This window comes from uncultured Intestinimonas sp., from assembly GCF_944387725.1.
In the GTDB taxonomy this organism is placed as follows: domain Bacteria; phylum Bacillota; class Clostridia; order Oscillospirales; family Oscillospiraceae; genus Intestinimonas.
In genome coordinates this window covers 1-6,164 of sequence record NZ_CALXGA010000092.1, presented here as the reverse complement: position 1 = coordinate 6,164, position 6,164 = coordinate 1, and the positions used below count along the sequence as shown (strand labels likewise).

At 61.9% G+C, this 6,164-nt stretch carries 9 protein-coding genes and 1 pseudogene; 2 read left to right on the top strand and 8 right to left on the bottom strand.

Annotated features, from left to right (window positions below):
• Positions 1-212, bottom strand: a pseudogene (locus Q0K09_RS10145) (DNA topoisomerase III); the annotation flags it as partial.
• Positions 213-291: 79 nt separating this feature from the next.
• Here Q0K09_RS10145 and Q0K09_RS10140 point away from each other — a divergent pair.
• Complete coding sequence (locus Q0K09_RS10140; RefSeq protein WP_294475899.1) at positions 292-585, top strand: nucleotidyltransferase domain-containing protein; 294 nt, start codon at positions 292-294, stop codon at positions 583-585.
• A complete protein-coding gene (locus Q0K09_RS10135) occupies positions 575-898 on the top strand; it encodes a HepT-like ribonuclease domain-containing protein (protein ID WP_087266139.1) in 324 nt (107 codons plus the stop codon). Before Q0K09_RS10140 ends, Q0K09_RS10135 begins: the two co-directional genes overlap by 11 nt.
• A 36-nt stretch (positions 899-934) precedes the next feature.
• On the opposite strand, the gene Q0K09_RS10130 is transcribed toward Q0K09_RS10135, so the two are convergent.
• The 7 genes from Q0K09_RS10130 to Q0K09_RS10100 form a co-directional block, all read right to left on the bottom strand.
• The gene (locus Q0K09_RS10130; protein WP_294475897.1) at positions 935-1,126 is read right to left on the bottom strand and encodes a hypothetical protein; all 192 of its coding nucleotides are present in this window, start codon (positions 1,124-1,126) and stop codon (positions 935-937) included.
• Between the two features lie 13 nt (positions 1,127-1,139).
• Entirely contained in the window at positions 1,140-1,949 is an 810-nt protein-coding gene (locus tag Q0K09_RS10125; protein ID WP_294475895.1) for a phosphoadenosine phosphosulfate reductase family protein, read from the bottom strand.
• A gap of 35 nt (positions 1,950-1,984) precedes the next feature.
• Complete coding sequence (locus Q0K09_RS10120; RefSeq protein WP_294475893.1) at positions 1,985-2,482, bottom strand: hypothetical protein; 498 nt, start codon at positions 2,480-2,482, stop codon at positions 1,985-1,987.
• Positions 2,483-2,504: 22 nt separating this feature from the next.
• A complete protein-coding gene (locus Q0K09_RS10115; RefSeq protein WP_204862616.1) occupies positions 2,505-2,765 on the bottom strand; it encodes a DUF5720 family protein in 261 nt (86 codons plus the stop codon).
• Entirely contained in the window at positions 2,762-3,367 is a 606-nt protein-coding gene (locus Q0K09_RS10110; RefSeq protein WP_294475891.1) for a hypothetical protein, read from the bottom strand. The genes Q0K09_RS10115 and Q0K09_RS10110 overlap by 4 nt, the downstream gene beginning before the upstream one ends.
• Before the next feature lie 78 nt (positions 3,368-3,445).
• Positions 3,446-4,309 (bottom strand): ParB/RepB/Spo0J family partition protein, encoded by an 864-nt coding sequence (locus tag Q0K09_RS10105; protein ID WP_294475890.1) that lies wholly within the window; start codon positions 4,307-4,309, stop codon positions 3,446-3,448.
• A 280-nt stretch (positions 4,310-4,589) separates the two neighbouring features.
• On the bottom strand, positions 4,590-6,164 hold a 1,575-nt coding region (locus tag Q0K09_RS10100; protein ID WP_294475888.1), incomplete at its 5' end, for a putative PEP-binding protein.

Genomic DNA, 6,164 nt, shown 5'->3' with positions numbered 1-6,164 from the left:
CAGCTCTCCGGCAGGATGGGCAGGTCCTCCAGCTGCCACTTGGCGTAGTCCGGGTCGTAGGCGGCGGCGTCCGCCAGCTCCGCCAGATGCCCCAGGCACCAGCTCACCAGCCAGCCGCCGCCCTCCCAATACCCCGTCCGGCGCTGTTCGGCCCCTAGGACGGCGGCCAACGATTGGGCCACCGAGGGCTTTTCGGCAATCACAAGGCGCATGGGTTTCACTTCCTTTTTCAAATTTCTGTTTGCGCTTTCCGGATTCTCGTGTATAATGGAATTGCAAGGAGGTGCTGAAATGGTTCATTCAATCTCAGATGTGCAGTCCATTTTGACCCCCATCTTTGACCGCTATGGCATTTCACGCGCCGTCCTGTTCGGCTCCGTTGCCAAGGGCACAGCGACAGCGAAAAGCGATCTGGACCTGCTGGTGGACAGCAAGCTGCGCGGCCTGAAATTTGTGGGTTTCATGGAGGATGTCCGGCAAGCCGCCGGGATGCCGGTAGATGTGTTCGACATATCCCATATCGAACAGGGCTCACTGATTGACCGTGAAATCCGGTCTACCGGGGTGACAATCTATGAGAAATGAGATTGTCGTCCAGAAGATGGCTGGATATGTGGCAAAAGTCCTGGACTATTGCCGGGGCTACACCTATGACAGCTTTGCGGCGGACATCAAATTGGTGGAGGCTTGCGTGTTCAATCTCAGCCAGCTTGGGGAGCTGTGCCGCGTGGCTGACGACGCTTTTACCAAAGCCCACCCGGAAATCCCTTGGCGGGAGATGTATGGCCTGCGCAATCGCATTGTCCATGACTATGAGGGGGTCAATCTGATGCTGGTATGGGAAATCATCAGTGAGGACCTGCCGGAACTGCAAAACACACTGAAACAACTGCTGTAACAGCACCAAACGCCTGCCGGTTGGCAGGCGTTTTTGTTATGCCGTGGCCGCAGGTGCCCGGTTGATCCCCCGGTAGCAGGGCAGGGCGCAGCCCTCCCCATACCGCTTGCAGCCGTGGCATGGGTGGCCCTTGGGGGCCTGGGGCGGATGGACCGGCCTGGGACTGCGGGGGACCTGCATCATCATCCGCTCATAGTCCCGCGTCCGTTCTATGCGGAAAACTGCCATGTTCTGTCACTTCCTATGTAGCGTCGTTAGGGGCGTTGGGCTGGATGGGGGCGGTCTGCGCCTTCTCGCGGGCAAACCGTTCCTCCAGCCGGGCAACGCTCCAGTTGGATTTGAACTGCCCCAGGGGGCTGGGGCCAAACTGTGCCCTGGCCCGGTTGTCCAGATCCAGCAGCCGTGCCCACAGCTCCGGGTGGTGCCGCCGCAGGCTCCGCAGCGCCCCAATCCGCTGGAAGGGGCAGCACCAGCAGGAGGCCCGGTGATAAATCTCATAGAGGCCGCCGAAGTCAAAGCCCCGGTCATAGCACAGTTGCAGGGCCTGGGCCTCGGTGATGCCCCAGTCCACCAGGGGATAGTGGAGGCCCTTGCACCGCCACGCCTCGTCCGCCGCAATCCCCACATATTGCTGAAGCTGGTGCGCCCCCTTGAGCCGGTTGACCTCCTTGCTGATAAGGTGGGTCTTGAGCTGGCCGATACACCAGCGTACCTTGATGCCCGGCCAGCCGTTGCCGTAGGGCGGGACGCCCATCCGCGCCCGGTTCTCCAGGGTGGAGGGCTTCTGCTTGGGCTCGTCAAACATCATGTACTCGAAGCTCTTGGGGGAGCGTAGGGCGGTGATGTGCAGACCCCGCTCCCGGTACAGATGCTCGTCCAACCTGGCGATATGGCCGTACATCTCCGGGAACTCCATGCCGGTATCCGCCCAAATCACCGCGTCAATGGGCAGGCCGCGCTCGATCATCAGCAAAGTAAGGCAGGTGGAATCCTTGCCACCGCTCAGGCTGATGGCATGGAAATCATCTTTGGGTGTAACAGCAGCGCCCATGGATGGGCACGCCTCTCTCAGACCTCCTTTTCCGCTTACAGCTCATACACCGGCTGCTCACACTCGTAGCAGGGCCAGCACATTTGATCCAGGTCCTGGGCCAGTTCCTCCAGGTCCAGGCACATCTCACTTTCCGCCGGGTCTCCCTTGATGGCCCGGTACTCCGTGACATACCCGCCGCCCTCGTAGTCCACAGCGATACAGGCCACGGCCACCAGGCTCATGTCCTCCAGCAGCCACAGCTCCATGGTCCGGGTGGTGACGGCGATCTCCGCCGTGCTCTGTTCGTTCTCCACATACAGCCGGGTGGCCCGCTGGTGGAACAGCTCCTCCCCCCGGTAGTTGAAGGACTTCTCATGCTGGCCCTGGGTGGTGTAGGCATACACCGTCCGGGCCTTGTCCCGCACGGCCTGGGTCAGGGAGTGGAAGTCGATGCCGCCCAGGAGCTGCCGGATTTCCTCCGGCGTTTGCCCGTCCATGCGTGCGTGGAACAGGCTGGTAATTTCTGCTTTCAAACGCTCCATATCGTACATAAAGAACCCCTCCAATCGTCGATCAGTGATGCTTTTTCTTCTTGGGCTTGATGATGTGGCCCTCTATCACCAGGGCATGGAAAGTAATACGAATTTCCTTGCGTTCCTGGCTTTTAAGAATCCTCTGGTAGCTCGGTTCGCTGAGAAACAGCCGGGCGGTCTCTCCCCGCAGGGCGATGAGGTTGTCGTCCTTGAGGACTTCAAACTCGACCATGTGCCGGGTGTCGTCCCGGAACCGCTCCACGGCCAGCAGGTCGTGGCCCCGTGTTGTGAACTGCCTCATAGCCTGGACCCCCGTTCCCGGATGTCCAGGGCGGGCAGCCCATACCGGGCAATCAGGGTGGCGTTGACAATGAGACGCAGGGCCTCGTCGTCTACAATGTCCCGGTCTGGCAGGTCCTGGGCCGTGGGGACCGTGCCGCCATAGAGGTCCCGCGCCGCCGCCAGAAGGGCGTAGTCCTGGAGGGAAATCCACCGGCGGTCCGCGTAGGCGGCCTCAAAGCCCTGCCGGTAGAAGCAGTTGGCGGTCTGCCGCCACAGCTCCGCGCTGGAGGTCAGCAGGAACAGGGCGGCGTAGTAGGTGGGGGTGTCTCGGCGGCGGTAATAGCCCAGCCGGGCCTTGGCCCGCTCCATCCGCTCCGGGTGCTGGCTGTCCCGCCAGAGGGTGCCGGGAAAACTGGCAATCAGCGGCCAGAGGCGGACGGGCAAGATGCCCTTTTGGCCGAAAGTCTCCTGGACGGCCTCATAATAGCCCACCACACCGGCCTCGATCCGCTCGGCCAGCCAGGGGCAGCCCTGGGCGGTGCAGCCGCGCTTGCGGTCATACTCGGTGCAGAGGTGGCAATCGACGTGCTCCGGTTTATATCGAAAGGTGCAGATAAACATGGTGTCCTCCTGATTCTGAGCATGAAAAAAGCCGGAAAAGTTGAAAACTGTCCGGCTGATGATGGTTCCCGTATTCAATTACCGCTCCTGGCTGCGCTGGCGCTTTTTCTGCCATGCCTCCAGCAGTTTGAGGATGGTCTCCTGCATCCGCTGGGGGGTGTAGGACCGGGGGAAGTATTTACGGATGGCGTTCAGGGGGAAGCTGACCTTCTCCGCCTCCGCCTTCTTTTCCTCCGACAGCACCGCCCGGGCCAGCTCCGTAGTCAGCTTCCCCTCCTGGCTGGCCTTTTTCAGCCGCTGGGCCTGGGAGACCGACGGTGTGTTCTGGGCATACTCCATGGCGTCCAGGACGAGGGCCTGTTCATCCCTGGCGAGGGCGGACAGAACAGCGGCAGGCGTAACGCCGAGCTGCCTATTGTCCACCATATCCAGAAGGGGCGCAATCAGCTCGGTAAGGGCGGCAAACCGGCGCAGGGTATCCCCGCTGATGCCCAGGGATTTCCCAATTTCATCGTCGCTGCGGAACTTCGCCGCATCATGCGGCGAAGTTAAATCCGTCCGTGCCCCCTGATGCCTGGAGACCTCCAAGCGGAGCCGGTAGGCCCAGGCCCGCTCACTGGGCAGCACGTCCTCACGGTTCACGTTGCTGTCTATCATCTCTGTGACGGCCTCCTCGTCGTCCAGGTCCCGGACGATAACGGGCATATCCGGGATGCCCGCCAGCTCACTGGCCCGGTGCCGCCGCTGGCCGGAGATGATCTCATACCCGCCCTCCGGGTCCGGGCGGACCACGCCTGGGTAGGTGACGCCCCGCTCTTTGATACGGGCCACAAGCTGGATCATGGTGGGGTCGTCGTCCCGTACCAGATAGGGCTGGTTCCGGGGCATGATGCCCCGGAGGGCGGGATAGCCCTTAAAAGGGTGTAGCTCTGTAAGGAGCAATCGGGTAATTTTTTCTTCTTTGCTTTCGCTCGGTCCATCATGATTACTTATCATCCTCACCCCCATAAGCAAAAGAAGCACTTTCTCAGATGGAGAAAGTGCTTCCGCTTTTAATAGAAACGAGGGACTTGCGTCAAAGCAAGTCCCTCGTTGGAATCAGATATAAACATCCACAAGCAAGTCGCCAGTCCACTGGCTTGGACGCATCAAAGAAAAGCCATTTATTTTTCGGAAGTGTTTTGCCTCCTCAAAGCAAATTTTCATTGAAAAAATGAATATTTTAGTTCGCTCTGGGATGTTTGATAGCGGCCTGGGCGGCGGCCAGGCGGGCGATGGGGACCCGGTAGGGGGAGCAGGAGACATAGTCCAGGCCCACCTTGTGGAAGAACTCCACGCTGGTGGGGTCGCCGCCGTGCTCGCCACAGACGCCCAGGTGGATGTCGGGGCGGGTGGCCCGGCCCATCTTCACGGCCATCTCCACCAGCTTGCCCACCCCCTTCTGGTCGATGTGGGCGAAGGGATCGGACTCGTAGATCTTCTGGTCGTAGTAGTAGCTCAGGAACTTGCCGGCGTCATCCCGGGAGAAGCCGAAGGTCATCTGGGTCAGGTCGTTGGTGCCGAAGGAGAAGAACTCGGCCTCGGTGGCGATCTCGTCGGCGGTGAGGGCGGCACGAGGAATCTCAATCATGGTGCCCACCTCGTACTTCATCTCCAGGCCGGAGGCGGCAATGATGGCGTCGGCGGTCTCCACCACCACGTCCTTGACGAACTTGAGCTCCTTGACCTCGCCCACCAGGGGGATCATGATCTCGGGCACCAGCTTCCACTCAGGGTGCTTCTTCTGGACGTTGAGGGCGGCGTTGATGACAGCGGTGGTCTGCATCCGGGCGATCTCCGGGTAGGAGACGGCCAGGCGGCAGCCCCGGTGACCCATCATGGGGTTGAACTCGTGGAGACCGGCGATGACGTCCTTCAGCCGCTGGACGGTGATGCCCAGCTCGTCGGCGATCTCCTTGATGTCCTCCTCCTTGGTGGGCAGGAACTCGTGGAGGGGGGGATCCAGGTAGCGGATGACCACCGGACGGCCCTCCATGGCCTCATAGAGGCCCTCGAAGTCTCCCTGCTGATAGGGCATAATCTTGGCCAGGGCCTTCTCCCGCTCCTCGGTGGTCTCGGCCACGATCATCTCCCGCATGGCCTTGATGCGGGTCTCCTCGAAGAACATGTGCTCGGTGCGGCACAGGCCGATGCCCTCGGCGCCGAAGGTCCGGGCCTGCCTGGCGTCCCGGGGGGTGTCGGCGTTGGTGTAGACCTGGAGCTGGCGGTACTTGTCGGCCCAGCCCATCAGGCGGCCGAAGTAGCCGGAGCCGGGGTCGGCGGGAACCGTGGCCACCGCCTCGCCGTAGATGTTGCCGGTGGAGCCGTCCAGGCTGATCCAGTCGCCCTCGTGGTACTCCTTGCCAGCCAGGGAGAACTTCTTGTTGGCGTAGTCCACCACAATGTCGCCGCAGCCGGACACGCAGCAGGTGCCCATGCCCCGGGCCACCACGGCGGCGTGGGAGGTCATGCCGCCCCGGACGGTGAGGATGCCCTGGGAGACCTGCATTCCCTCGATGTCCTCGGGGGAGGTCTCCAGCCGGACCAGAACCACCTTCTCGCCCCGATCGGCCCACTCCTTGGCCTCCTCGGCGGTGAAGACCACCCGGCCGCAGGCGGCGCCGGGGGAGGCGGCCAGGCCCTTACCGATGACGGCGGCCTTCTTCAGGGCCTCTGGGTCGAAGGTGGGGTGGAGCAGGGAGTCCAGCTGCTTGGGCTCCACCCGGCAGACGGCCTCCTTCTCGTCGATCATGCCCTC

Bases quoted from the DNA above. Each gene is read 5' to 3' on its own strand.
- Q0K09_RS10135 (WP_087266139.1), top strand. From the start codon at position 575: ATGAGAAATGAGATTGTCGTCCAGAAGATGGCTGGATATGTGGCAAAA.
- Q0K09_RS10120 (WP_294475893.1), bottom strand. From the start codon at position 2,482: ATGTACGATATGGAGCGTTTGAAAGCAGAAATTACCAGCCTGTTCCAC.
- Q0K09_RS10110 (WP_294475891.1), bottom strand. From the start codon at position 3,367: ATGTTTATCTGCACCTTTCGATATAAACCGGAGCACGTCGATTGCCAC.
- Q0K09_RS10115 (WP_204862616.1), bottom strand. From the start codon at position 2,765: ATGAGGCAGTTCACAACACGGGGCCACGACCTGCTGGCCGTGGAGCGG.
- Q0K09_RS10140 (WP_294475899.1), top strand. From the start codon at position 292: ATGGTTCATTCAATCTCAGATGTGCAGTCCATTTTGACCCCCATCTTT.
- Q0K09_RS10130 (WP_294475897.1), bottom strand. From the start codon at position 1,126: ATGGCAGTTTTCCGCATAGAACGGACGCGGGACTATGAGCGGATGATG.
- Q0K09_RS10125 (WP_294475895.1), bottom strand. From the start codon at position 1,949: ATGGGCGCTGCTGTTACACCCAAAGATGATTTCCATGCCATCAGCCTG.